16 protein-coding genes are annotated in these 25,546 nt (G+C 32.2%); 5 read left to right on the plus strand and 11 right to left on the minus strand.

Annotated features, from left to right (window positions below; all coding sequences use genetic code 11):
• The first annotated feature begins 139 nt into the window (after positions 1–139).
• Positions 140–1,591, plus strand: a complete 1,452-nt coding sequence (gene gltX / locus P3F56_RS04005; RefSeq protein WP_281153492.1) for a glutamate--tRNA ligase — start codon at positions 140–142, stop codon at positions 1,589–1,591.
• 893 nt (positions 1,592–2,484) lie between these two features.
• Here the strand turns inward: gltX and P3F56_RS04010 are convergent.
• From P3F56_RS04010 to P3F56_RS04035, 6 genes are all read right to left on the minus strand, one after another.
• The gene (locus P3F56_RS04010; protein WP_281153493.1) at positions 2,485–3,579 is read right to left on the minus strand and encodes a glycosyltransferase family 4 protein; all 1,095 of its coding nucleotides are present in this window, start codon (positions 3,577–3,579) and stop codon (positions 2,485–2,487) included.
• Between the two features lie 12 nt (positions 3,580–3,591).
• Entirely contained in the window at positions 3,592–4,749 is a 1,158-nt protein-coding gene (locus tag P3F56_RS04015; RefSeq protein ID WP_281153494.1) for a glycosyltransferase family 4 protein, read from the minus strand.
• Positions 4,749–5,918 carry a glycosyltransferase family 1 protein gene (locus P3F56_RS04020; protein ID WP_281153495.1) on the minus strand — a complete coding sequence of 390 codons (1,170 nt, stop codon included), beginning with the start codon at positions 5,916–5,918 and terminating at the stop codon, positions 4,749–4,751. The genes P3F56_RS04015 and P3F56_RS04020 overlap by 1 nt, the downstream gene beginning before the upstream one ends.
• Before the next feature lie 96 nt (positions 5,919–6,014).
• Positions 6,015–6,590: a D-glycero-alpha-D-manno-heptose-1,7-bisphosphate 7-phosphatase gene (locus P3F56_RS04025; protein ID WP_281153496.1), complete on the minus strand. Its 576-nt coding sequence runs from the start codon at positions 6,588–6,590 to the stop codon at positions 6,015–6,017.
• A gap of 8 nt (positions 6,591–6,598) precedes the next feature.
• Positions 6,599–7,192: a D-sedoheptulose 7-phosphate isomerase gene (gene gmhA, locus P3F56_RS04030; RefSeq protein ID WP_281153497.1), complete on the minus strand. Its 594-nt coding sequence runs from the start codon at positions 7,190–7,192 to the stop codon at positions 6,599–6,601.
• 22 nt (positions 7,193–7,214) lie between these two features.
• Positions 7,215–8,141, minus strand: a complete 927-nt coding sequence (locus P3F56_RS04035) for an NAD-dependent epimerase/dehydratase family protein (RefSeq protein WP_281153498.1) — start codon at positions 8,139–8,141, stop codon at positions 7,215–7,217.
• A gap of 2,773 nt (positions 8,142–10,914) precedes the next feature.
• Between P3F56_RS04035 and P3F56_RS04040 the strand changes: the two genes are divergently transcribed.
• Complete coding sequence (locus P3F56_RS04040) at positions 10,915–11,949, plus strand: agmatine deiminase family protein (RefSeq protein ID WP_281153499.1); 1,035 nt, start codon at positions 10,915–10,917, stop codon at positions 11,947–11,949.
• A 965-nt stretch (positions 11,950–12,914) separates the two neighbouring features.
• Positions 12,915–13,802 (plus strand): carbon-nitrogen hydrolase, encoded by an 888-nt coding sequence (locus P3F56_RS04045; protein WP_281153500.1) that lies wholly within the window; start codon positions 12,915–12,917, stop codon positions 13,800–13,802.
• Positions 13,803–14,061: 259 nt separating this feature from the next.
• Here P3F56_RS04045 and P3F56_RS04050 read toward each other — a convergent pair whose 3' ends face one another.
• Positions 14,062–14,208 carry a hypothetical protein gene (locus P3F56_RS04050; RefSeq protein ID WP_281153501.1) on the minus strand — a complete coding sequence of 49 codons (147 nt, stop codon included), beginning with the start codon at positions 14,206–14,208 and terminating at the stop codon, positions 14,062–14,064.
• Between the two features lie 383 nt (positions 14,209–14,591).
• Between P3F56_RS04050 and P3F56_RS04055 the strand changes: the two genes are divergently transcribed.
• Positions 14,592–15,485 (plus strand): S66 peptidase family protein, encoded by an 894-nt coding sequence (locus P3F56_RS04055; protein WP_281153502.1) that lies wholly within the window; start codon positions 14,592–14,594, stop codon positions 15,483–15,485.
• Between the two features lie 806 nt (positions 15,486–16,291).
• Here P3F56_RS04055 and P3F56_RS04060 read toward each other — a convergent pair.
• The 3 genes from P3F56_RS04060 to smpB all read right to left on the minus strand — a co-directional run bounded on the left by P3F56_RS04060 (position 16,292) and on the right by smpB (position 21,435).
• Positions 16,292–17,272: a glycosyltransferase family 2 protein gene (locus P3F56_RS04060; protein ID WP_405054766.1), complete on the minus strand. Its 981-nt coding sequence runs from the start codon at positions 17,270–17,272 to the stop codon at positions 16,292–16,294.
• A 337-nt stretch (positions 17,273–17,609) separates the two neighbouring features.
• Positions 17,610–18,833 carry an argininosuccinate synthase gene (locus P3F56_RS04065; protein ID WP_281153504.1) on the minus strand — a complete coding sequence of 408 codons (1,224 nt, stop codon included), beginning with the start codon at positions 18,831–18,833 and terminating at the stop codon, positions 17,610–17,612.
• Positions 18,834–20,967: 2,134 nt separating this feature from the next.
• Complete coding sequence (gene smpB, locus P3F56_RS04070) at positions 20,968–21,435, minus strand: SsrA-binding protein SmpB (protein ID WP_281153505.1); 468 nt, start codon at positions 21,433–21,435, stop codon at positions 20,968–20,970.
• A 1,240-nt stretch (positions 21,436–22,675) separates the two neighbouring features.
• Here smpB and P3F56_RS04075 point away from each other — a divergent pair.
• Entirely contained in the window at positions 22,676–23,872 is a 1,197-nt protein-coding gene (locus P3F56_RS04075) for a DNA double-strand break repair nuclease NurA (protein ID WP_281153506.1), read from the plus strand.
• A gap of 343 nt (positions 23,873–24,215) precedes the next feature.
• On the opposite strand, the gene P3F56_RS04080 is transcribed toward P3F56_RS04075, so the two are convergent.
• Positions 24,216–24,779, minus strand: coding sequence for a TIGR04376 family protein (locus tag P3F56_RS04080; RefSeq protein ID WP_281153507.1), 564 nt, complete (start codon positions 24,777–24,779; stop codon positions 24,216–24,218).
• Positions 24,780–25,546 lie beyond the last annotated feature (767 nt).

Genomic DNA, 25,546 nt, shown 5'->3' on the forward strand with positions numbered 1-25,546 from the left:
CGGAGGTATAACTTGAAAAATCATGTCTAGCTAAAGGAAGAATAAGCAATAATCTCTGCCATTCTAAGGACAGAGAGTGTTAGAATAGAGAGTTGTGCATTGAGTTCAAAGTAGCAAACACAGACTTAGGAGAAATGTCGTGACACCCAGAGTTCGTATTGCACCAAGTCCCACTGGGAATCTACACATTGGAACTGCGAGGACAGCTGTTTTTAATTGGTTATTTGCTCGTCATCACTGGGGGCAATTCATTTTGCGTATTGAAGATACGGATCTTGAGCGATCACGACCAGAATATACGGAAAATATTAAATCAGGACTCACTTGGCTAGGGTTAAATTGGGATGAGGGTCCTTTTTTGCAAACCCAACGTCTTGATCTCTATCGTCAAGGAATTCAAAGCTTACTTGATAAGGGGTTTGCTTATCGTTGTTACTGTACTCCCGAAGAATTAGAAAAAATGCGGGAGAAACAAAAAGCAAAAAATCAAGCTCCTCGCTATGATAACCGCCATCGTCATCTCACTGAAGCAGAATGTCAAAAGTTTGAGTCTGAAGGCAGAAAGCCCGTTATCCGCTTTATTATCGATGATGACCGTGAAATTGTCTGGAATGACTTAATTCGAAATAAAGTAACTTGGAGAGGAAGTGATCTAGGTGGGGATATGGCAATTGCTCGTATCCCTCAACTCGAAGGAGAAGCTTTTGGGCAACCTCTATATAATTTAGCAGTGGTGGTTGATGACCTAGATATGAAAATTACCCATGTCATTCGGGGAGAGGATCACATCGCCAACACAGCGAAACAGATTTTACTGTATGAAGCGTTAGGGGAAACAGTTCCAGAATTTGCTCATACCCCCCTTATTCTAAATCAGGAAGGACGAAAATTGTCTAAACGCGACGGAGCATCATCCATTGATGACTTCCGTAAAATGGGCTTTTTACCCGATGCTCTCGTCAATTATATAATGCTTTTGGGTTGGACTGCCCCTGACTCCACTAAGGAAATTTTTACCCTAAGTGAAGCCGCGAAAGAATTTAGTTTAGAAAAGGTAAATAAAGCGGGGGCAAAATTTGATTGGGATAAACTAGATTGGATTAATAGTCAATATCTTCATCAAGTTTCAGCCTCGGAATTAGTTGAGCTAGCTTTCCCCTATTGGCAAGAAGCGGGTTATGAAGTTAATTTGGAAAGTGATCGTCCTTGGTTAGAACAGTTAGCAGCTCTGATTGGTCCAAGTTTAACTAGGTTAACTGATGCAGTAAAAGAGAGCCGTTTATTGTTTGGAGAAACACTGAGTTATAGTAAGGAAGCTCTAGAGCAATTGCAAAAAGAGGGGATCAAAGACATCATACAAGCTGTACTTGATAATTTAGCTAATTATCCTCAGTTAACTGAAGATAATGCTAAGGAGATTATCAGCCAAGTTACCAAAGATTTTAAGGTGAAGAAGGGGTTAACTATGCGCTCTCTCAGAGCCGGTTTAATGGGTGAATTACACGGGCCAGATTTGCTTCAATCTTTGCTTTTATTACATCAAAAAGGATGGGATATAACTCGTTTACGAGATAGCTTAAGTCAAATTTAAAACAAACAAATACTTAATTTTGGTAGGAGTATAATTAATTATGCCTACTTTAGTTTGAAAAGTTAACATTTAAGTTTTTATTAACTTGATTAAATGTCTTTAGATCCTAATTTAAAAAAAAGTAATGTTGGAATTTTTCTTAAAACAGATAAATCTTTTTTGTGTAGTTGGCGGTTTCCAAGTTACTTTGGATACTATTCCCTTTAAATGAACAGGATTAAAGAAAAAAATAAACCGATTTATGTATTTTCTTCAAAAATTGACTCTTATACTAAAAAATTTAGAAAAAATATTAGTTAATTTTTTGGTAAAACCAAACGATTTTTTTACTAAAAAAGCAGATCAATCAATTTTTAATCATAATTTTGATCCGCTAAGTTTTTTATGGAAACTATTTAGTTTTTATTGAAAACTTTAAGACTTTTAATATAGACAGATAACGCTTTTAAAAAACCTATCTATATATTTTTTTAAAAAAATTAAGAATTAGCAAAAATGATACTAAATTTATATTTAGTATCAAATAAATAGAGTGGACACAATTGGCACATATTGATTTAGTTAACATTATCAATGCGGCTGATAGAGGACTAGATATATAACTAGTGTTAGATTCGGCTATTTAAGTAAAAAATTTAACATGAAATACTAAAAAAGTTCATAACATTGTTGATTAAGTAGGGATGATTATATCATTAATTTTTGTCGTGATGCTGATATCTAAATTAAATTAATTTAACTAATTTTTTAGTATCTAAACTTAGAAAACCATTAGTATAAAATACTTAAAAAATAATTTTTAAACCAATTAGAATTACATGGTTTTGTATACAAATTTAATTTAAGAGAAGAAAGTACCTCAGATATGGCAATGATAATAATCAATTTAGTATTTAAAGAAACCTTTTCAAAACCTCTAAAGTGGAATGTCCCGTCTTTTGCCAATTGAATTGACTAGATTGTTGTAAACTCAAGATTTTTAATTGTGATCGTAACCCATTATCATTGATAATTTGTTCCATTGCATCCGTCATTTCTGATACCTGATAAGGATTAATTAACAATCCCGCATCCCCTACAAGTTCAGGTAGAGAAGATAAGTTAGAAGTAATGACAGGTGTTCCACATCCCATTGCTTCTAAAACCGGAAACCCAAATCCTTCCCATAAAGAAGGAAATACTAATGCTAATGCTTGATTTAATAGAATAGGCAATTGATCATAGGGAACGTAATCAAGAAATTTAATCTGATTTATTATTCCCAATTCTGTTGCTTGTTGTTGTAATTGTGGAGTATAACGTTTATCTGTTTGCCCCGCTAACCAAAGTTCATAATTTTGATAATTCCTAATTCCTGCAAATGCTTGAATTAAACGGGGTAGATTTTTATGGAGATCATGACGACCTAAATACAGGAAATAGGGTAGACTAGTTTTTCCTTTTATTTTTTCTGTTAATTTTAAAGGACGAAAATGATTTGAATTATAAGCAAGGAGAATAGGAGTTATCTTCTTAGCAGAAATTCCAAAAAAATCAATGATATCTGTCGCTGTTGCTTGGGAATTACAAAGAATATGTTTAGCTTGTTTTAGAACTTTTGGAATATACTTCTTGAAATAAGGTGTTAAAGGGGAGTTTTTTTTAGGAAAACGCAATGGAATTAAATCATGCACCATGACTACGGATCGACAATCAGTGTACAATGGAGCTTCAGGAACTGGCGAAAATAATAATGAACCTTCTAATTTTTCATAGATTTTTGGTAACTTAAACTGTGTCCATAATAATCTACGAAAATGACCTACAGTTCCTTGTTCTGGAGTTAAATTTTTAGGAATTAAATAGCAATTAAAGTTGTGATTATCTTGGGCTGTTAATAATATGGGATTTAGTTTCTTTAAGTAAGGGAAAATACTATCTGCATAAATAGTAATACCTGTCGGTTTAGACATCAACAGAGAAAGATTAATCAATATTTTTTTTTCCATCTCAATAAACCATTAATTAATGAATTGGTAAGCTTTAAAAGTTTCTTGTGCCGTTCTCTCCCAAGAAAATGATTTTGCTCTTTCTTTTCCTTTCTTAGTTAATTCTTTTCTTAACTGAGAATCACTAATCACTTTTAAAATAGCCTCAGCTAATTCTAGGAAGTCATTAGGATTAATCAACAATGCTGCATCTCCTGCGATTTCAGGAAGTGATGAAGTATTAGAAGTGATTACGGGGGAACCTAATGTCATTGCTTCTAGAACAGGCAAGCCAAATCCTTCGTAAAAAGAAGGATAAATAAAAGCTTCAGTTTGAGCATAGAAGAAAGCTAATAATTCATCAGATAAATAGTTTAGATAATAGATACTCTGTTGGTATTTTGAATTTTTTATTGCTTTAAAACTAGATTGATACTTCCATCCCTTTTTACCAATTAAAATGAGGTTATGAGGGATTTTATGTTGTTCTTTTAAATAATCAAACGCTTTAATTAAAGCAATCACATTTTTTCGAGGTTCAATAGTACTTACAAACAGAAGATAAGGAATAGAAAAATCATAATCTATAGATTTTTTAAGGAGCTCAATTTTATCAAGTTCAATTTCATTAGAAGAGTAACGACTTGCTTCGTATGTTATCTGAACTCTTTCGGGATTAATATTAAAACATTCAATAATATCCTGTTTAGTACTTTTAGAAAAAGTAATAATCAAATCTGTCCATGTTAAACAGCGCTTTATTCTTTCTAGATATCCTTGAACAATGGTAGTAGAATATTGAGGATATTTAAGAAAAGTTAGATCATGGATAGTCATTATCTTACGACTTTTACGATAAGGATAAACATAATGATCGGTTCCATGAATAATATTAGGTTTATTTAGATATCCCTCAAAATGTGACAAGATAGGATTAGGATATTTTGCTAATACATCAGCAATAGTAACAGGAATTGGTAAGATAGAAACCTGAGGATAGTAAGTCAAAAAATGAGGTATGGAAAAATTTCTCAAAAACCAATTTTTGACGGAAGGATGAAAGTAAATTTCTAGCTCAAAGTATTCTGTTTCTTGTAATTTAGCCAATGATGCTATTATATTTAAGGTATAGACCCCAATTCCGCTAAGTTTTCCCCTCAGCGGTGTTCCATCAAGACAAACTTTCAACATTATTTCTGGTTGATTATTTTTTGCATAACTTCAGCATAGCTATTTAAACAATGATAGTTTAGATAACTGTTTTGCATTGCTTTGATTTTATTTTTTATATAAGAACATTTAATTATTTTAAGAATAGAGATGAATACTTCTTCAGGAATTTCCCAATTAATGATTAATTCACCTAAATTATATTTAAGTAATTCGTAAGCCATCCAAGTTTTATCAGTTACCAAAGGTATTTTGCCAGCAATGATGGACTCAGTGAAAATTCCTGACGTTCTTTCTCCATAGGCCTGGTAATCATAGGGTAATAAGATAACATCACTCACACTGAACCAGTAATCATACTCTTCTCTTGTCAATTTATCCTGAATTAATTTGAGTTTAATCCCTCCTTTAGTAACTTCTAAATTAGATTTTTCTGCTGCAATCAGACAAATTTGATCACTGTTATTCAGATTGCTATTAACTAATTTTTTGATAATATTCCATCCTTTTTCCTCTCTAGGAAAACCTGGCCACCAACATAAAATTCCGGGAGATTTATCTTTTATATCGCAATTATTTACTTTAATTTCAGCATGAGGAATTGGCATGACTATAACATTTTCTTGAAAATAATTAGATAAAGACTGGCCTAATAAATCACTATCTGTTAGTAACTTCAAGTTACCTGCTGGTAGACTTTTTTTGATCAAATAATTGAGAAACTTATAAATAAATCTAGTTTTATCTTTATGAGTATTTCTACGATAAAGAAGCCAAACTGACAGATTTTTTGTAGGAACCAGCCATAAGGCAATCGTTAAAGCAAACAATTGTAAATGGATAAACCTTTCGAGAAAAATAATAGATAATTCCGATTGATCAATAACCTTGTTTTGTAAATATTTAGCTGTTGTCGTCCCTAAATAAAAAACTCCAGTTAACCTCAAAATTTTCTGCCAAAAATTACCTTCTTTTTCAAGATCAAAATTGCTTAAACAATCATCCCATTCTGCAAGTAAATCACCAACTCTTGATCGAGAAGGAATAGCAGCCAAATGTTTCCAACCTAACTTAGAAACTGCTTTACTAACCGCTTGATGATAGGGAACAATGTGTCCTTTCCCTCCCATTAAATTAGGAATTAGTGAAACCAATATAGGTGTTGAAGACTTTTCCTGATTTTCAATCATTAATAAATCTTATCTCATTAGAAATAACTATTGTATTAATAATACAGAGTTAACTGTTTGTACTTTTTTGTTTTTTTGTTAACAACAGTTACAATTTTAGCCTAAATCTATTAGTTTAACTGTCTCAAACAATTTTTTAAAAACTTTAATTTCTATCGAATATTGCGCCAATTTTTCCATTGTTTCTAGTCCCCGTCCTGTTAAAACTAAAATAGGTTTACAATTGGCTCTAATAGCAGCTTCTAAATCACTATGCGCATCACCAATAAAGAAAGATTGAGACAGAACTATATGATGTTTTTTAGATGCATTAATCAACATTTCAGGAGAAGGTTTACGGCAAAAACACTTGTCATCGGGATGGTGGGGACAAATAAAAATATCAGCAAAAAATACCCCAAAATGGCTATATTGTTGCTGAATATGACAATGAACTTTTTCAACATCTTGCAAGCTGTAATATCCTCTACCAACTCCGGCTTGGTTAGTGATTATAATCAGTAAATAACCTGCATCTTGCCATTGTTTTAAAGCTTCTCCCGCACCATCAGGAAGCTTAACTTGTTCAGGTTGACTCAAATAGGGGACGTAATCAACAATCACCCCATCTCTATCTAGAAATAGGGCTTTATTGAAATGTGTATGAGAAGTATTGGTTGGATAATCCACCATTTCAGATATTAAACCGCAATTTGTCCTTCTAAGCCAGCGTTAGCAAATAACTGCGCCTCCACCTGCTCACAAATTCGATGATAGGTCATTAGGTGAATTTCTTGAACATAGGGGGTGTGTTGTTGTTTGACAAAAAGGGGATAATCTGAGATTTCCTTGAGTACCCCGCCATTATTTCCCGCCATTCCGATGGTAATCAATCCCATATCTTTAGCCATCTCAAAGGCACGCACTACATTAGCAGATTTTCCAGACGTAGAAAGTCCCCAAAGAACATCTCCAGGTTGTCCAAAAGCTTCCACTTGGCGGGCGAAAATTGTTTCATACTCGTAGTCATTAGCCCAAGCGGTTAAAGTTGCTGGATTAGTTCCTAGGGCAATGGCAGGTAAACCTCTACGATGAAGTTGAAATCGCCCAACAAATTCAGCCGCAATGTGTTGAGCATCAGCCGCGGAACCGCCGTTACCACAAATAAGTAGTTTATGTCCATTTTTGAATTGTCTAGCAATTAAGCCGATTGTTTGCTCAACTGAACGACAATATTTGGGGCTAAACGCTTCTTCTAGGCTTTTTATCCTATGTTGAATCCAATAATAGTTCACCGTTACTCCTCACTTAACTCACTTATCTAGCCGGAACAAGTTTTTCTTGTTCTAGCCAGAACCACTCTATAGTTTTAGCTAACCCTAATTCTAATGGAGTTAACTTGAAATTGGGTAAAGATTCCTTAAGTTTGTCAACAACTAAACACTTAGACCTAGCTCCTACATAGCGAGAGGTATCAAATTCAATTTGGTTAAAATCATAGTCAACTTCCCCACAGATTAGCTTAGCAAAGTGTCGAATAGTGTATTCTTTTCCTGCGCCAATGTTAATTAAATCATTGTCAATGGTAGCAGCTAGTTGGGTGACAATCTTAGCAAAATCTTCAACAAAGACCAACTCCCGTAATTGGGTTCCATCTCCCCATAAGACCACAGGTTCGCCATAAAGTTTCCCCCGAATTATCTTACGGATTAGATCGAAAACAAAGTGCATCTGTCGCCCATCGGTGTGATACCCTGGCCCATAAAGGGTAGAAGGAACCAGACAGAGGTATTTTAGACCATATTGTTTATTTAAAGCTAATAACCCTGCGTAGAGCATTCGTTTAGTCATGGCATAGGTAAACAAACTGCTGATAGGTATCCCTGTGAGGTAATTTGCCTCAAATAAGGGTAAATTAGGGTCATAGGCACAACTTGTCCCCATACAAATAAATTTAGCCTGGGGTTGGTATTTCTGCCACCACACGAGAATGTGAGTGTTCATTTGTTGGTTAATAATCCATTGTTCCCCTGGATGGTAGAGACAAAAATCCCCTGCTTGGGTCCAGGCAGCTAAATGGTAAATTTGATCATAGTTGCGATCATTAAAACTTAGTAACGAGTCAGGTTGAGTGAGATCGCAGCTTTTCGAGTCGAGACAGACTATTTCGTGTCCTTGTGCTTGAAGTTGAGAACAAAGATTAGTTCCGAGAAACCCCGTTGCACCAGTAATTAGGATTTTCATTATTGAGGACTCGTTTTATTCAGTATTCGTTGATCACCATCGCGGGAGAGCAGCGTAGAGATACTATAGCGACGACATAGAGTTTTGTAAAGAGTGCCAAAAGTTCAGAAGTACAGAGTCTTTAATTTTCACTGAACACCAAAACTTCAGAACGAAAAAATGATAAATAATAGTGCCATTAACGGATACGGTTACGATTTTATAGAAGAGACGAATGTGTTCATCTCTGAATAAAAGTCTTTATCAAGCTTAAAAGTATTTTGGTTAAACTAAACCGAATGATGTAAAAGTGCAAAGTAAAAAAACTTCGGATTTGAAAACTGACAAAATTTCTAAAGCGATGCTTTCTAGAATTCAACTAGGCGTTTAATTGTTCCAGAGCTTTTTGATGTCAATTAGCTAATTTTAATAGTCCTGATACCTAGTCTGAGTGCTTATCAAAAATCTTTTAAATTTTTCTTGTCTTTCCATTAGTTTATTTTTAAAAGTAATGGTAATATTTTATTCACCTGGTTTAATTTGACTTTTTGCTCTTTACTTAAATCTTCTTCATTTCAAATGTATCTGCTACTACTTTAACATATGACATTAATTTATTTCACAACATTCTTAGATTATTTCTAGAAAAATATCCTAATCTCTATCTATAAGCTTGGGATAAAAAAATACCCAAAGCTTATACCTGTTTTTCTATCTGTCCAGATGTTCTTTTTACTATATTTTCTACACTCACTCCTCTATCTAAATCTATTTTTGTTAAATCTAATTGAGAAATAATTAATTTTGAAACAAATATATTTCTTTATTCGAGATAAAATTCTGATATTTTATTTATTTTTTCGGCAAAGATCTGGTGTTTAAATCAAAATAAAAGTTATGACTGGCTATTTTTTGAATAGATTATACTATATTTATCTTAATTCAAAGAAGATTATATCTAATTAATGGCAAGCTATTCTAATCTTAGAGTTATATTTATTAGGATAATTTAAATATTTTACTCCATAAGTATATAGATCGTAAAATATTTAGTCTGGCATAATTTAGTTAAAATATAAAATTTACTAAATCCTGTATAGGTAGTGATTAGAGAGAGTTTTTACAAGTTTATTCATTGACAATGAAACTCTATTTAATATTTTTGATTTTTATTTGATAGGCTCAGTATAATTAGTTTTTGTAATCATAGTAGATGAAGTATTATTGTGATAACAATCAAGTGGTCAGCATTTTCATGGTAATAAATCATTTAATATTTTATTTAAGTTTAAATAAAAATAGTATAGTGGGCAGGTAAACTTAAATAAGTGTAGAATATAGAAGTAATTAAAAAGTAGCAATTTTTATATGTAGGTATACCGAAAAAATATTAGAATAAGCACAATTAAAGTTTACTTGAATTCTAAAAAAAATCTTTATAACTATAACAATAGTAGAATCTTATATATCAATTCAAGATAAAAAATTAAGAAAATTTAGCTCTGGTGAATGTATAAAATAGTACATATAAATAATTTATTTATAAATTTTGTAACAAAGAGAAAGGTTGTCTAACTTTATTAGGAGTGAAAAAAAAATGAGATCAATAATACAAATAAAATATTTTATATATAAAAAAACATCATAAGAGTGTGCAAAACTTATTATAGCTAATGATTAGCTAAGGGAAAAAAGTTAAATTAACTTTGATGAAATCTATATTTTTTTAAAAATAAAACTAGAAATAAAAAATAAAAATAGTAAAAACAAGAATCGCTCTCTTTCTGAAAAAATGTAGAAAAATTTTAGTTTACAAGGTAGATAGAGCTGCAGATCAAAACTAAGGCAATGATAATATACTAAATATAGTAATTATTAATTATCAATGACTTAATGTATACAAATAGTTTAGTTAAAGCTAAATTAAAACAATGGTAGACAAAATGAATCTATATTTTCTACTACTTTATATATTTTCACTAATCTAGATAGAATCTCAAGTAAAATTAACTAAAATTGCTTATATATGGTTGCTAATTTTTCATGTAAAAATAAACAATTATTTATTGCTTTTGCATCCACTTCAATAATTAAGTTCATTAAAACTAGTTTGAGTCATTTACATTTTTATTTTTATATATAAATTATAAAATTAATTATTTTATCAGCCAATAGAATTCAATTAAGACTGTAAATATGAAAAACACAATAGCTATTCTAAAGAACACTCACACTTGTACTTAATTTTATTAATCATAAATATTCTTTTAAATAGATACTCGTATTGATTAAAAGTAACAGTAGTAAGCCTCACCGGACTATCTCGATGGTGGAGTAATTCCTTAAGAAAATAGAAGTAAGTCGTCAGAAGATTCAAATTATAGCCAGTACAATATCGACTGGCATCCTGATAAATTTCTGTTCGTAAGGCTTGAACTCTTTCTATTGTTTATTTGTAGTAATCTGTTCTTTAAATATCTATATTTTATTCCTTGACTTATGGATTACTACTTCTAAGTAGGCTTTTATGCATTTAAACAGCTTGTTACTGCAATCAATAAGAAAGCTACAATACTATTCTCTTTTACCTTACTAAAATTAATTTTTAATATGTTTGATCAAAGCTTAAATATATCTATGTTCTCTCACTCTAGTTAATCTTAACAAATGCCAGCTATTTAAACTAAAAAAAAATTAAGATTTTACCTCAGTCTGATAGAAAAAGATAAAACTAAACAAGAATAATCTTTCTCTTGTCTTAATTTACGAAAAAGGTTGATAAAAAAGTAGCAAAATGTATTCACTTCCTGCTGAATGGTATGAACAAGATGGGGTAATGTTAACTTGGCCCCATCAAGATACGGACATGGCTCCCTTCTTAAAACAAGTGTATCCAATTTATCTTAAAATCAGTCAAGTAATTACCAAACGTCAAAAATTAGTTTTAATTGTTCATAATTATATTCTTAAAACTGAGGTTAAAAATCAGTTAATTCGCCACAATATAGACCTAAAAAAGGTAATATTTCTCGTAGTTCCAACTAATGACATTTGGATAAGAGATTATGGAATTATTACTTTAATAAACTCACAAAAAAAGCTAAAAATAAATAATTTTATTTTTAATGGCTGGGGTAATAAGTACAAAAGTAATCTTGACAATAAAATTAATAGTTATCTTGTCGCTCAAGTAATTAATCCTGAAGTAAAAACTGAATATATCTCATTTGTTCTCGAAGGGGGAGCAATTGATTCAGACGGAAAAGGAACACTTTTGACAACTAAATCTTGCCTGTTAAACTCTAATCGTAATCCTCAGTTTACTCAGGAAAAAATAAATAAAATACTGCTAAAAAAATTAGGAGTTAAAAAAATTATTTATCTAGAGCATGGATATTTAGAAGGAGATGATACAGATGGACATATTGATACTTTAGTTCGTTTTGCACCTAATAATACTATTGTTTATGTTACTTGTAATGATGAAAAAGATAGTCATTATCAAGATTTTCAAGGACTTGAAACTGAATTGAAAGACTTAAAAACAGAGGAAGCAAAAAGTTACAATTTAATTCCTCTTCCTTGGCCTAAACCTAAGTACAATGCTCAAGGGAATAGACTTCCTGCTACCTATGCAAATTATTTAATTATTAATGGTGCGGTATTGGTTCCTATTTATCGAGATAAATCAGATGAGACAGCATTGATACAAGTTCAAAAAGCCTATCCAAATTATCAAATAATTGGGATTGATTGTTTACCTTTAATTTATCAATTCGGCTCATTACATTGTATTAGTATGCAACTACCAAAAGGATTGCTTAAATGATTAAGCAAAATATATTTATTAGTTATAGTGTTTACTTTCCTAGCCTAGCTATTAAGAAATTAATAAAAAAATGACAGTATTGTTTTTTGATACATTTGAGATTTATTTTTTAAATAATTGGAGAATAAGGAGTTTAAAAAATAAATTTTCATAAGTTATTAACTGCTAATCTATTATTTTTAGGCTAAAAAAAATAATTAAGCTTGCTAACTTGTACTTTATTTTTATTGATCATGATTAATGTATTTAAGTTTTTTTAAAAAAAGCTAATTGAATAGTTTTAATAAGAAAAAACTTTGTATACAAATATTTGTTAATATAAATTATGCGTTAACTTAGGAGCAAGTTTATGGTAATTTATGTTTCCTCGAATTAACTAAAAAACTTATATAATTAACAGAATTAAATTCTAATAAAATGTGTTTTTAATCCAAAATGCCATCCCACATAATTTTAGTTCCATCTAATCTAAATCTTCAAAAATTATGTATGATAATTGTTATATTAATAATAAACTTCTATCCGAGTAGAATCATCAAACTAATTTTTATTACTTCTTCTTTGTGGGTCTGTGAAAAATAGTGTATTAATAATAGTACAGTAATATGATTGTCCAGGGCATAGTTTGCATAAAATAATTATAGCCAATTGGACATGATATCTTTTCTCTCCAAATAAATACTGTTAAATACAGTAAATCTGAGAAACAGAATTCTCATTCTGTTTAGAGCCTTATATAGGAGTAACTTAGAGCACAGAAAAGTAAAATTGACATTAGATTTTGTCTGTATAGCACCAGACCTCAATAAGTGCTACTTACAGCATAGAGCTGCTGCTTCCCTTTCTATACATAACTTCCCGTTGAACTCACGTTACAAAACGACAAAACTAAAACTTTAAATGTAGAGTAGATAATGCCCACTAAGAGGTTAAGATTGTTATCAGAAAATTTTGTTTAGTCAATTATGATTGATTTCCTAAAAGTTGGCTTAGTCCAGCACAGTAACACAGCAGATTTAGATAGTAATCTCGAAAAGAGTAGTCAGGGAATTCTGCAAGCAGCTGCAAAAAATGCTCAATTAATTATTTTACAAGAACTCCATAGAAGCCTTTATTTCTGTCAGACAGAAGATTTTTCTTTGTTTAATTTAGCAGAGACTATCCCGGGTCATTCTACTCAAATTTTAGGGCAATTAGCACAAGAATTAGGGGTGGTAATAGTCGCTTCTTTGTTTGAAAAACGAGCAACCGGCTTGTATCATAACACAGCAGTTGTTTTAGACAAAGATGGCAAAATCGCAGGAAAATACCGTAAAATGCACATCCCTAATGACCCTGGTTTTTACGAGAAATTCTATTTCACACCTGGAGACTTAGGATTTGAACCGATTAAAACCTCTGTAGGACTCTTGGGGGTAATGGTTTGCTGGGATCAATGGTTTCCCGAGGCAGCACGGTTAATGGCTATGAAAGGGGCACAAATACTAATCTATCCAACGGCGATCGGTTGGGATTCTAGAGATAGCCAAAACGAGCAAATTAAGCAGAAAGAGGCTTGGATCATTGCGCAGCGCGCCCATGCTATCTCTAACGGTATTCCTGTGATTAGTTGTAACCGTGTGGGATATGAAGTCAATACAAATTGTCAAACTGAAGGTATTCTTTTTTGGGGGAATTCGTTTATTGCTGGTTCTCAAGGCGAGATTTTAGCACATGCAAGTGAAAATCAAGAAGAGGTAGTGACGGCTACGATTGATTTACAACACTCGGAGACTGTACGCCGTCTTTGGCCATATTTACGAGATCGCCGCATCGACCATTATCAAGATTTACTTAAAATTTATCGAGATTAATTATTGTTAATTTAGAGGTAAACCTTTTATTTCAATAGTTTTTATGTATATGGAACGTAAAGTTTTAAGCCCTTATTGTTACTTAACTTTATTGGATTAGTCCATTAACAAAAAAGAAAAAACACTAAAAAAGTAGGGAAGTAATAGATTTTAAAAAGGTTATCAGTTAACGACTAAGTTTTTGAGGATAAGTTATTAAACAACTACTCATATAACGTCTGTAGTTGTAGTTATCGAGGCTATGATATTGTGATTTGCATTAAAAAGATATAAAAGTTTCTACTAACCCGGAATTCATCAACATTACTGTTGCAGCGAGAAAAATGTAGTCACAGAAAACAGTAGTGGTTTTGTTGATTTTAGGGGTAGTGACAAACATTTCGTTGACCCCTCCTTTTGTTTTCACACTAGTAGGTACTTTAAAATGGTGTCACACTACATATGATTGCCATACTCTCTCAGAAAATTATAAGAAATTTAACCAATGATAATAAGTAAAAATTAATATTTTCTTTGCTTTTTTTTGAAAAAAATTAACTAAAAGCTTATATACTAAAAGTGGCAATATTTTTTATTTAGCTAATCCAAAAAATCTGCATAAAAAAACTCAAAATATTAATATGTACGATTATTTATAGTTAACTCAATTAAGTCTAAGTTTAGCAACTCTATTTATCTCATTATCTCAAAACTTATAATTGCTCTAATTGGATTAGGTTTCCCTTCAAATTACCACAACATCATTAAATAAATAGATAATTATCAATTATTTATTATCTATTATCAGTCATGAAACTACCTTCTCTCTTAAAACCAGGAGACTTAGTGCAAGTTATTGCTCCGAGTGGTCGGTTAAAAGAATTGTCTGCATTTGAAAAAGGATTGGAAATCTGGCGCTCACGGGGCTATCAAATTCAATTGGCAAGTCACTGGAACGCCAGCGAAGGATACTTAGCTGGAACCGATACCCAACGACGACAAGCATTATTAGAAGCTTGGAAAAACCCCCACTGTAAAGCTATTGTCTGTGCTAGGGGAGGCTATGGAAGTGCCAGATTGTTAGAAGACTGGCAATGGAACTCTGTTTCAACTTCATCGCCAAAATGGATAATTGGTTTTTCTGATATCACGGGCTTATTGTGGAGTTTAGCTAAAGAAGAGATTGCTAGTCTTCATGCCCCTGTTTTAACGACCTTGGGATCGGAACCTTATTGGTCAGTCCAAAGGTTATTTAATTACCTTGAAGGAGGACTGTTACCTCCTCTCAAAGGTTTAGGATGGGAAAGTGGACAAGCCACAGGAACTCTACTTCCGGCAAATTTATCCGTCGCTACCCACTTACTAGGAACCCCATTGCAACCTTCTCTAGATGGGGTCATATTAGCTCTAGAAGACGTGAGAGAAGCCCCATACCGTGTAGACCGTTTTCTGACTCAATGGCGGTTAATGGGGGCCTTTAAAGGGGTTAAAGGGATTGCTCTGGGGCGGTTTAGTCAATGTGACTTACCCCCATCGAGCTCAAGCTGGACAGTAGATCAAGTACTACGTGATCGTCTTGGAGATCTCAATATTCCCATTGTCTCAAATCTTCCTTTCGGCCATGATGGGGAAAATGCCGCTTTGCCTGTAGGAACTCAAGTTAGTTTAGACGGAGATCTTGGCGTTCTTAGTTTCATCAACTAAGATTTATCTGAAGAATGGTGTCGGGATGACAGATTAAATGCTAATGGTTTCTTAAAGGAAAAACTTCTCTCTGTGTTTCCTGTGCTAATAGAAAAACATAGCATTTCAATTGATGTAAGTTAGTTAACAGTTAAAATTCTGATTATTAACTAGCTTGGACATGAAGTAACAATCAGACTTATGATTACTTTCTATCTTGTCTCAATTCTCGAAGCTAGAATCCACTATATTGAAGCAGGTAAGCCTAACACATTATCTGTTTGATCCTTACTTAATTAGTTGTTAGAGAAGAAAATAACTTAAAATTTGCCTAATAGAAACAGTTTTTATTGCTGGATATCACCTGATTTATCCTGAGCTGTCTGGCTATTGTAATAATCAGAGTTTCTCTGGATTTATATATATATTTTTTCTGAGTTTTATAAATACTTTAAAACTTAATTTTTTTGTGTTTTTTCTTTATATATTAATAGAAGTAATGGTTTTACACTAGTTGTTAACTAGAGGAAAAATTAGGAGTTTTTGTAGCTGTTGTCTCTATTTAAATTGGTAAGTTCAAAGAACAACTAACTAGAGTTAAATTACCAACATTGGCAATCATTGGTGATTTTGGTAAGTGATGATCGAATTGTTACCATTAGTCAAGCGGAAGAATTGATCAAATTTATATCCGACATCTACTAGGTACTTTTGGACAATACGAGACACGCTTGTTATATGAACATGACAGAAGTACTTGGGAGTTGTCTTTTAAAATTTGTTAAATCTCTCAAGTTTTCCTAAAACTTATTCAGTATAGGTTGGACTTATAGCGTGTCAACTTCTAACCTCGTAACTTTTTCATCATTAATGGTCAAACCATAACAATCTCGCACAAGATAGAGAGGACGTTCTTTGACTTCTTCGTAAACTCGACCTAAATATTCTCCAATTACCCCTAGACTAATTAATTGTATTCCGCCCAAAAACAAAACGGTTACCATTAAAGATGGATAGCCAGGGACATCAACTCCTGAAACCAATGTCCAGACAATTAAAAAGGATCCATAGAAAAAAGCGAACAAAGATAACAAGACCCCAACATAACTCCAAACCTTTAAAGGAACCATACTAAAAGATGTGATTCCGTCAATAGCGAAATTCCAGAGTTTCCAGTAATTCCATTTAGTTTGTCCTTGATAACGAGGAGGACGATCATAGAAAATTGCTGTCTCTTTATATCCTACCCAAGCAAATAACCCTTTCATAAAACGGGTTCGTTCAGGTATTTTTTTAAAAGCCATGACAACTCGCCGATCTAAGAGTCGAAAATCTCCAGTATTTCTAGGAATAGGCACGCGACTCATTTTACTAATCACTCGATAAAACATATCGGCCGTAAAGCGTTTAAGCCAACTTTCTCCTTGACGTGATCGCCGTTTAGCATAAACAACATCATATCCTTCGCGCCACTTGGCAATCAGTTCTCCAATTAATTCTGGGGGATCTTGTAAATCCCCATCGATGGGGATAACAGCTTTTCCTTGAGCATAATCGAGACCTGCGGTTAAGGCGATTTCTTTTCCAAAATTACGGGATAGTCCAATCACTTTAATTTTGGGATAACGTTGATGATAATCAATTAAATTCGTAAGGGTATTATCTCGACTTCCATCATCAACACAAATAATTTCATAGGTCAGATTTAATTGGTCTAAAACTGATAACAGTCGCTTAAAAAGCTGGTCAATATTCGGTGCTTCGTTATATAAAGGAACAACGACAGATATTTCTATTGAATTTATCATGAGGTCTGTAGGATGACTCATCGTTAGAGAGTAGCTGTTTGTAGATACATTTAAAGTGATCACTCAGTTAGGACATTAGTTTTTCTAAGATAGCTGTGACAAAACCACAATAAAATCTAAGAGTCTTACTTTACAGGCATTCTAGAATTCCAGAAACTTGATTTATATAAACATCAAGTTTCTGGAATTCTAGAATAAAATCAGAATAAAAGTTTTGGAAGTTATTAGCTGTTAATCTATCATACTTAGTCTAAAAGAGCTAAAATGTTCAGCGTAAAAACTATGGTAAGAATCTAATATCATTAGCTCCTACCAATGCAAATAAATTCTACGGTAATTATGACTTTTTAGGAGCAACTATATTTTTAGCCTTTTGCGCCCAAACTCTAGTAGGAAGTCCCCAAATGTAAATAAATCCCTCAGCCGCCTTATGATCAAAGTCATCATCTGTCCCATAGGTAGATAGATTTGGACTGTAGATAGAATTGTCAGAGTAGCGACCTACAATGACGGCGTTCCCCTTAAATAATTTAATCCGAACTGTTCCCGTAACATGGTCTTGGGTTTGGTCAATAAAAGCATCGAGAGCTTCTTTTAAAGGACTGTACCATAACCCTTGGTAAATCAGTTTACTGTAGGTATCACCCACCCCCTGTTTATATTGAGTTACATCAGCAGTAAGGGTCAAACTTTCTAAGTCACGATGAGCATCAATTAACACCAATAATGCAGGAGCTTCATAGATCTCCCGTGATTTAATGCCTACAACACGGTTTTCAACCATATCCAGACGACCAATCCCGTGATTACCTACTGTTTCATTTAATTGATTAATCAGAGTCACGGAATCGAGGATTTGACAATTGAGACTGACAGGAATTCCTTTTTCAAACCCAATCTCTATATATTCAGGCTCATCAGGAGTATCGGCAATCGTTTTAGTCATTAAATAGATTTCTTCAGGAGGTTCGGTCATTGGATCTTCTAAAGGACCTGCTTCAATACTACGTCCGAGGAGATTACGATCAATACTGAAGGGAGAAGATTTTTTAACGGGGAATTCAATGCTAAATTTCTCCCCATAGGCGATAGTTTCTTCCCGACTCATGTTCCATTCCCGTGCTGGGGCGAGGACTTTTAGATCAGGATTAAGGGCGAGGATACCTAAGTCAAAGCGTATCTGATCATTTCCTTTAGCGGTACAACCGTGGGCGACTGCATCTGCCCCATATTTTTCTGCTGCTTCTACTAAGAGCTTAGCAATTAAAGGACGAGCTAATGCGGTGGACAGAGGATAGCGATTTTCATAAAGGGCATTCGCTTGAATTGCCCGAAATCCGTAGTCTGTAACGAATGTTTCTTGGGCATTAAACACCAAAGACTCTAAAGCACCGCATTCAAGAGCTTTGGCTTGAATAGGCGCTAATTCCTCCCCTTGTCCCAAGTCAGCACATAAAGTGATTATATTTTTTACCCCCCATTCTTGTTTGAGATAGGGAATACAAACAGAGGTATCGACTCCTCCAGAATAGGCGAGAATAACTGTATCGGCACGACCCATAAAAATTTATCTCTAACAAACAACTATTGAAGTCATTTTACTGGAGTCGAGAGTTTTTAGTTATGAGTCCTTACCAAGAATACAGAACAATTAAGAAATTTAGAAGTTACGTATTAACAGATTAACTTAGATATAGTTTCCGTAAAAATGCAAAGTGATGGCCAAGAATAAAGAGCAAAAAGAGTTGAAGAAATTGCAGATTTGGTGAGACTGTAAGAGAATTTAATTGTAAGAACAGTTTTTAAATAAATTATTTAAGGAATAGAAGTATTACGGCAAAGATATAAAATATCTTAAATAGCTATTTAAAAAACATAAAAAAGCTTATTGATAGCCAAGAATTATCTAGGGTTTAAAAAACATTTACAAAAATAAGTTGAGTTTCAAAAAAAACTAATAAATTAAGACAAAAGGAAAAATATTAATAATGATGAAAGTTAAAATTAGATTTTATCTATGGCCTAGATGAAAAAATAAGTAGAATGATCTTAAATAAACCCGGTAAAATTTTAGTATCTTAATTCATTCTAGTTTTTTGATGGTTTATGTTCATGAACTTTCAATTTTAAGCCATTAGTAAATCAAATCAAATGATGCGATGTGAACTAATATAATTAAAAACATAGCGTTTCCGAATCCTTCTATCTCAAAGCGATAACTCCTATGCCCAATTAGTGTGAAAACTTATTTTTATATGCAAAAAGTTACTAACTCTAGAATAGAGTAAAAATGGAAATTAATTAGATGAAATTATTTTATTTAGTTTTTAAATAAGAAGAGATATTACCTTTAATTCTAATATCAATTTCCATTGATAACCTATCATAAAACCATAGTTACATCTAAAAGGATGAGGGTTACTCCATCCATATAAAACTTGAAAAATTTTATAGTATTCTTTGTTACCTAAAACAATATCGTAAACTAATCAAGGAGTTATTATTACTCTGATTGGGAACATTTTATCAAGAAGTTATTATTATTATTATTGGTAAATTAACAAAGATACGAAGCAGAAAGCTATTAACCCTGCTGATTTATTTATTTTTTAATAAATAAATATTGTTCAAATAAAATTATTTTTATTTTTTGTTTACTCACTTTATTTTCTTGGGAGATATTTTTAATATTAATATATTAATATTATTTAATAATTTTTATTATATTTTTTTGACTGCATTGACACATCTACATAGATTTATTTTAACGATAACTTCTATTGTGATAGATATATTTTTAATCTTAAATATATATTTAAGTATATTATATATACCATAATCTAAACTAGATATTAACACCTTACTCCTATAAAAATTTCTGTATTTCTGAACTTATTTAATGATAAAAAAAGGATAAAATCCTCTTCATTCAGACAGTAAACAATATCTTGATTGCAATAAACTACAATAGTTTTTAGCTCTTAGCTAATTTACTAGTTCTTGCTTATCTCTATTTTTTAGATAACTTTAAAATTATTTTTAGTTTAGTTATAATCTTTTTATTTAATTTTTAAACAAGTTTATCTTTACTTACTAATGTATTCAGGACTAATTTCTATAATAAGCATATATTTTCAATATTTTTAACCTAAAAAAGAGATTTCTATGGACAATACTCATTCTATTTTGCTAGGGTCTTTATTTTTTCTAATCAAAATTTCTAAACAATTCTCCATTAAACTATTCTCCATGAGCTGTGATAATTATCTTAAGACTGTTCTATCTATTTTTTCACAAATCATCTAGGCTCATTAGAGTAGACTCTAGAAAACAATACATCAGGCAAATGGGAAAAGCTACTAATAGTGAATGGTGGTAACAACTCATCTGTATAACCCAAAAAAGTATTTCTTCTAGACTTATGTATAATCAATTAGTAGCTAGTAACTTCTAAAATTATTTTTATGAATGTATTGTTTTTTACTTGATTATTACAATTTTGTCACAGCCAGTCTAGAATAACCAACAAAGTCTACTTTTAGACATTGAATTATGTTAATATGCTAATTCCTTGTGAGAGGGGAAAAAAGATGAAAATTTCAAGAAGAAATTCAAGTTAGGTTCAACATTGATTTCTAGCTAGATATGGTATTAAAAGTACTACACAAACACACTGACATTTTTTTTGTTAATACTTAACATTGTTTCATTGCCCGTGATATTTCCCTTTCATCCTGACGGCGTTTGACGGTTTCCCGTTTGTCATGAAGTTTCTTCCCTCGTCCTAACCCTAAACTCACTTTAACTAAACTTCCTTTGAGGTACATTTTTAGGGGAACTAAAGTCAAGCCTTTTTGTTCAATTTTTCCGATTAACTGATTAATTTCCTTACGGTGTAACAACAATTTCCGACTCCGGCAAGGCTCATGATTAAAATATTGACTACTAGCCTGATAAGGAGAAATATTAACATTAAGTAACCACGCTGCCCCTTTCTGAATTAACGCATAGCCATCACCTAGGTTAACTTTACCTGCTCGAATGGACTTAACCTCTGTTCCTGCCAATGCAATGCCCGCCTCGTAGGTTTCTAAAATTTCATAAAGAAAACGGGCTTTGCGATTGTTACTAATAATTTTGATTGGTTGCTTTTGATTACCCATAAGACTTCAATTCTAACATGATTTGTCTTCAAGGTTACAGTTATGACTCTTCCAAACTAAGTGTGTTCAATTAGCAGTTAATAACTTCTATAACTCTTATTTTAAGTCTATTCTGTAACTATAAAAACTTTTTTTATAAAAATGAAGTTTTTATAAGATTAAAAATCTTGCAAAACGAGTCTAGAAGAGTAACATTTATTTTCTTAAATAGGAGATAATTAAGTTCAGAACTAAATAATTATTGTTTCTTATGAGTATTAAGACTTGTCAACCTTGATCTAATTTATCTAACAAAGTTAAAGCAACTGACAGTTATTTAACTTAGGATAAAACTAAGAAACTGTTGTTAAAGTTGTTATTAAAGTTAAAATACTTTCTTTATAAAGCCTATTTAATTGGATTTAATAAGCTCATTTTATACAGATCTAGTGATAGATTAACTTATGTAATTAACTCAGATATAAAGCAATAAAAACTTAAAGATTTTGTGAATAAATTCTTATCTAAATCTCTATTCAAACATGTACTAGTTAATCAGCTTGGTTTATGTTTAAAGTTAAGCATATTCTCTTTCTCAAAAACTGATTTACTTAATTTAAAAATTATTGATAACCATCTTTAATTCAAGTAATAGTGTGGTTATTTGTTAGATAAAACCAAACAATAGCTGAACTCATACGGTCACAATACATAATTAACTGTATATATATTTTTGCTTGGTAGCTTGTTATTATCACTTTCATGGTAAGTAAAATATTGATCTACTCTATAAACAATGAATTAAATATAATTTTTTTTGTAATTAGTTTAGCACCTCTAATTATTAGAAATAAATCTTTGTTCGATTCAACTTAAATATGTTTTTATTGATGTCAATAAAACATATTTTTTGTCTTAAAGATGTTGTCTGTTAAACTTGCATTTTATATGATGCAACTGAGATTCTTAAAATTAAATCAAATTATTTTTAAAGGAATATTCCGATACAGCTAAGTAACATAGTTTCTTGATTTTAATAAGTTACTCTGAAAGTGAAAGAAGTAGGTTATGCTTTACCCTCTGACAAAAAACTCTTTTATCATAATATATCTAACATAATTTATTGACTTTTTTGTTCGCACTTATGGAATTATAATAGAACATGGACAACTGAAAGTAAATATAGATAGGAGCATATTTTTTTGACTTCTTTTAAAAGAAATATTAATCAGTTTATTAAATATTCATTTAAACTATAAAGATGCTTGATATTGCTAAACTTGCTAAAAAAATACCTAAAATTAGTCAACATTTTCGACAAGAAGTGGATGCTAGTTATGGACGGTTAGAAAAAGCACAAAAAATCTTACAAAAAATATACGATAAAGAAGCTGAATTAATTAAAAAATGTGAGAAGTGGCGTCATTGCCTAACTTTTTCGGTAGCTATTCCTATCGAACCTCTACATACCCGAATTAACTTGACCTCACCTCCCTATAGTCATAGTGTTTTTGCCACTGATGGTTCTGAAATCTCCCCTTCTCACCATGAAATCGCGTATTGTTATTTAATAAATGTGGGACGTGTGATGCTTCATTATGGACAAAATTTACATCCTTTACTTGACAGTTTACCTGAAGTTTATTATCGTCCAGAAGATATTTATATTTCCAAACAATGGGGAATTCGAACAGAAGAATGGATAGGATATCGTCGCAGTGTTTTGGAAGCAGAAATTCTTGCCGATATGGCCTGTCATTGGGTTAACCACCCAGGAGCGCATCAAGAACCTAATTTAGCAATGATGGACGGTTCGTTGATTTACTGGTTTTTAGACGGATTACCTAAAGGAGCGCAAGACCACATTTTACCCCCAATCCTAACAGCTTGGGAACAGTTACAGAAATCACGAATTCCTATAGTAGGTTATTTAAGCGCATCTCGTAGTGTGGAAAGTATAAACTTTTTACGGTTACACACTTGTCCTTTTAATACCCCAAATTGTTTTACCAATTGTGGAGACTCAGAAGAAAAAAATTTACCTTGTCAAATAATAGAACCTTTGCGGGATATAAATCTTTGGGGGCAATTTTTAGAACCTGGCCAACGAGGTCCTTTATGGCGTAGTTCTCAAAGAATTCTAGAATTATATGATGAAACACAACAGATTTATTTTTGTTACGTTAATCTGGGATCAGAAATTGCCCGAGTGGAAGTGCCCGCTTGGGTTGTAGAAGATAAACCATTATTAGAACAGGCTTTAGGTATTCTCTTAGGCCAGGTTAGTAAAGGGTATGGTTACCCCATTGCTTTATCTGAGGCCCATAACCAAGCTGTTATTAGAGGGGGTGATCGCGTCAGATTCTTTACTCTACTCGAACAACAAATGATCCGTGCTGGATTACAAAACGTTGGAACATCTTATAAAGAGGTTAGAAAACGAGGAAGTATTGCTTAATTGGTACTTTTTGAAAGTCTTAGTGCCTACCTTCATGGAAAAATCCGAAAATAATTTCCCCATCTTTTCATTTTCTTCTTTGTAGGAAGAAGTAATTATGACTTTTTTAGACTGAGAATGACATATCAGTAACCAGTAACCAACAACTCCCAACACTCTTATTATGAAATCGTTATATAACTACAAGAGCTTCACTTTGATAAAAACTAAGTCTTTAAAGTCTTAAGAAGCTTATCAAACAATACTTTCAGTTTTTTTTACTATGATTTTTTTCAGAGCTAGACTAGAAAAGTTACAATTATGCATCTTTGAATATGCATCTTTGAACAAAAACTGTCTGAGTCTAAAGATCTTCTTTCAATCTATTTAACTCATCATCAAGTTCCCATTTCTGAAATTCGACTTCCAGGGGATCAGTCGCCTTATTGTAGGAATAGTAATTAATCCCTTGATTCCAACCAATATTACTGTAATTTTCCTTGGCGTAAGCCGTTTGAGCTTGTTTAACTTGGGTTTGAACCTCCTGTTTACGTTTTTGAATTTGACGAAGTAATTCTTTAGTTTTAGTGATTTGTTGTTTTGCTCCTTGCATTTGTCCCCAAAGCTGATTTCCTTGACGCAATAAAGCAGCTTTTCTTTGTTGGGCAGGTTCTGCTAAATCTAAACGTCCAACTGCCTTAGCTTTAGCAATTCTTTGGTGCCACCGTTGAATATCTTGAGCTACGGTCAAAATATCATTTTCTAAGTGTTTTTTTTGTTTTTCTAATTCAATAATTAATCTTAGCGTTTCTTTTTCCTGTTCTCGTAGTTGTTCTAGAAGAGCTTGTAACTCTAGATGAGGATTATTTCCGAGGAATTCTTCAAGTTGTGTTTCGAGAAATTGACTAAGATTTTCAAAAATATTCATACAACTATTAACTAATTTTAAATTTCTGTTCTACTTCAAGATAGCGTGTTTGCCCGTTAGGATAAATAACTACTTTCTAATTTTTTACTTCTATCAATATCCAAATACTTATTCCAATAGACTCTTCAAAGGAGAAACACCGGCTAATCCCATTATTGAGTAAAGACAACACAAGGATGATGCGCCTTATTTGAGTAATCTCACTAATTCATGTCCAGAATTTTTTATGGAAGTCAGTCCTGATGAAATTGCCACCGGACTTGATCAATTATAAAGTGCTCCCCCAACCCAATATTATTGTGAGACACAAACCTGAGTCGGAGAAGTTGGTAATCGATTTGGAATAGAAATAGGAGTGACAGAAAGCAGGGAAGTAGTTAGAGGTGATGCCGTTTCTGAGGAAGATTCCTATGACGGATAGATACTTGATTATTAGACTTAACTGAAGTTTGAGGGTTAGGTTTTCTATTAATAACCTTCAGAGACTGCTCTAGATACGCAATAAACTGAGTATAAGCTGGGGATGGAAGACAATTTCGAGTCTTTTGTTTTTGGTCATTAAAAAATAAGTAACTGTAACTGAACCAACCACAACACTACTAGGATGAGACAAATATAACCTCCTCCAAAGAAAATTTTCCAAATATCTTATGATAGGAAGACCGCTTTTAATTTGATTAATAAGTTATCTTCAGAGCCTTACTAAATCGATTTTTGAGTAAGTAGTTAAACATAAATAAACAACACTATGTTAGAAACTATTAAGG

Source organism: cyanobacterium endosymbiont of Epithemia clementina EcSB (genome assembly GCF_029919255.1).
Lineage (GTDB): Bacteria > Cyanobacteriota > Cyanobacteriia > Cyanobacteriales > Microcystaceae > Rippkaea.

Bases quoted from the DNA above. Each gene is read 5' to 3' on its own strand.
- P3F56_RS04020 (WP_281153495.1), bottom strand. From the start codon at position 5,918: ATGATTGAAAATCAGGAAAAGTCTTCAACACCTATATTGGTTTCACTA.
- P3F56_RS04065 (WP_281153504.1), bottom strand. From the start codon at position 18,833: ATGGGTCGTGCCGATACAGTTATTCTCGCCTATTCTGGAGGAGTCGAT.
- P3F56_RS04035 (WP_281153498.1), bottom strand. From the start codon at position 8,141: ATGAAAATCCTAATTACTGGTGCAACGGGGTTTCTCGGAACTAATCTT.
- P3F56_RS04010 (WP_281153493.1), bottom strand. From the start codon at position 3,579: ATGGAAAAAAAAATATTGATTAATCTTTCTCTGTTGATGTCTAAACCG.
- P3F56_RS04040 (WP_281153499.1), top strand. From the start codon at position 10,915: ATGTATTCACTTCCTGCTGAATGGTATGAACAAGATGGGGTAATGTTA.
- P3F56_RS04025 (WP_281153496.1), bottom strand. From the start codon at position 6,590: ATGGTGGATTATCCAACCAATACTTCTCATACACATTTCAATAAAGCC.
- P3F56_RS04015 (WP_281153494.1), bottom strand. From the start codon at position 4,749: ATGTTGAAAGTTTGTCTTGATGGAACACCGCTGAGGGGAAAACTTAGC.
- P3F56_RS04075 (WP_281153506.1), top strand. From the start codon at position 22,676: ATGCTTGATATTGCTAAACTTGCTAAAAAAATACCTAAAATTAGTCAA.
- P3F56_RS04055 (WP_281153502.1), top strand. From the start codon at position 14,592: ATGAAACTACCTTCTCTCTTAAAACCAGGAGACTTAGTGCAAGTTATT.
- P3F56_RS04080 (WP_281153507.1), bottom strand. From the start codon at position 24,779: ATGAATATTTTTGAAAATCTTAGTCAATTTCTCGAAACACAACTTGAA.
- P3F56_RS04060 (WP_405054766.1), bottom strand. From the start codon at position 17,272: ATGATAAATTCAATAGAAATATCTGTCGTTGTTCCTTTATATAACGAA.
- P3F56_RS04045 (WP_281153500.1), top strand. From the start codon at position 12,915: ATGATTGATTTCCTAAAAGTTGGCTTAGTCCAGCACAGTAACACAGCA.
- smpB (WP_281153505.1), bottom strand. From the start codon at position 21,435: ATGGGTAATCAAAAGCAACCAATCAAAATTATTAGTAACAATCGCAAA.